The sequence below is a fragment of the Nitrosospira sp. Nl5 genome, from assembly GCF_900102495.1.
Classification (GTDB): Bacteria; Pseudomonadota; Gammaproteobacteria; order Burkholderiales; family Nitrosomonadaceae; genus Nitrosospira.
Map to the genome: position 1 here is coordinate 1 of NZ_FMVQ01000031.1, position 1,480 is coordinate 1,480.

General features: G+C 55.9%; 1 protein-coding gene. It reads left to right on the forward strand.

Annotation, left to right across the window (positions count from 1 at the left end; genetic code table 11):
- Window positions 1-1,480, forward strand: a 1,480-nt coding sequence (locus BLP45_RS14210; protein ID WP_256327850.1) for a condensation domain-containing protein, incomplete at both ends; no start/stop codon positions are given.

The following is a 1,480-nucleotide window of genomic DNA, read 5'->3' on the forward strand; positions in this document are numbered from 1 at the left end:
AAGAATTGGACGCTTTGTCCCTGCCAGCGGGGCAGCTTGAAGACCTTTATCCACTCTCGCCGATGCAGTCCGGGATGCTGTTCCACAGCGTATTCCATACGGATGGCGACATCTACCTTAATCAGGTAAGAGTCGACATAGAGGGGCTGGATGTAACACGGTTCAAGGCCGCATGGCAGGCTTCAGTGGATCGTCATGAAGTGTTACGCACAGGTTTCGCGGTTCGGGAGGGCGAGCCGCTGCAGTGGGTAGCGAAGAGTGTTGAGCTGCCGTTTGTGGAGCACGACTGGAGAGACCGGGCGAATCACGTTCTTGCAAAACAGGGACGCGATCTCGAAACGCTGGCTGAGTCGGAGCATGCTTCCGGTCTTGATCTGACAAGGCCACCGCTCATGCGGTTAACATTGGTACGCCTGACGGATGATAAGCATCATTTCATCTGGACGAGTCACCACCTGCTGCTGGATGGATGGAGTACCCCCCAACTGGTTGGAGAAGTATTGCGGCATTATGGAGGAAATTGCCCCGAGCCAGCATTCCCGGCAGGCCAGTTCCGCTATAGGAATTTTATTGAATGGCTCCAGAACCGCGATACCAAGGTATCGGAAGCGTACTGGAGAGAACGATTACGCGGCATAGCTGAGCCCACCCGGTTAGCCGGTGTCTGTTCCACACCCTCACAGAATACCGAGTCAGGGAACACGGGTTATGGCAAATATACCAGCAAATTAGGAGCAGCTGTTACTGAGGAACTGGTTCGGTTCTCGCGGCGCGAGCGTGTCACGCTCAATACCCTGGTGCAGGCGGCCTGGGCAATGCTGCTCAATAGATATATGGGGAAGCAAACAGTAGTCTTCGGTGCGACAGTTGCGGGCAGACCATCGGATCTGCCAGGAGCAGAGCATTTGCTGGGTTTATTCATCAATACGCTGCCAGTGACGGCAACGCTTAAGCCAGAGCAGGAGATAGGGGCATGGTTACGTGATTTGCAGGCGCAGAACGTGGCTTCGCGCGAACACGAACACACACCCTTGTACGAAATTCAGCGCTGGGCGGGGCAGAGCGGCCAGGGATTGTTTGACAGTATCCTGGTATTCGAGAACTACCCGATGGATGAGGCTTTGCAGCAATCCCTCCCTGGAGGGCTTGTTTTCTCGGAAGTCAGGGGCCGGGAGGACACCAATTATCCTATGGCGTTATCCGTGATTCAGACTGACGCACTGCGCCTTGAATACGGCTATGCTCGGAGGCATTTCTCCGAGGACGTGGTGAGTTGCATCGCAGTTCGGGTTGAAAGATTGCTCCGTCAGATCACACGGGATTCTACGCGGCGCCTGGGCGACGTTGAGCTTCTTAGTGAAGCCGAGCGCGCGCAACTTAAGGCGTGGGGCGTGAATGAGCGGCGTTATGGAGATGCCGAGCCTGTTCACCGGTTGATCGAGCGGCAGGTAGAAGCGCGTCCGGAAGCGGTGGCGCTGAT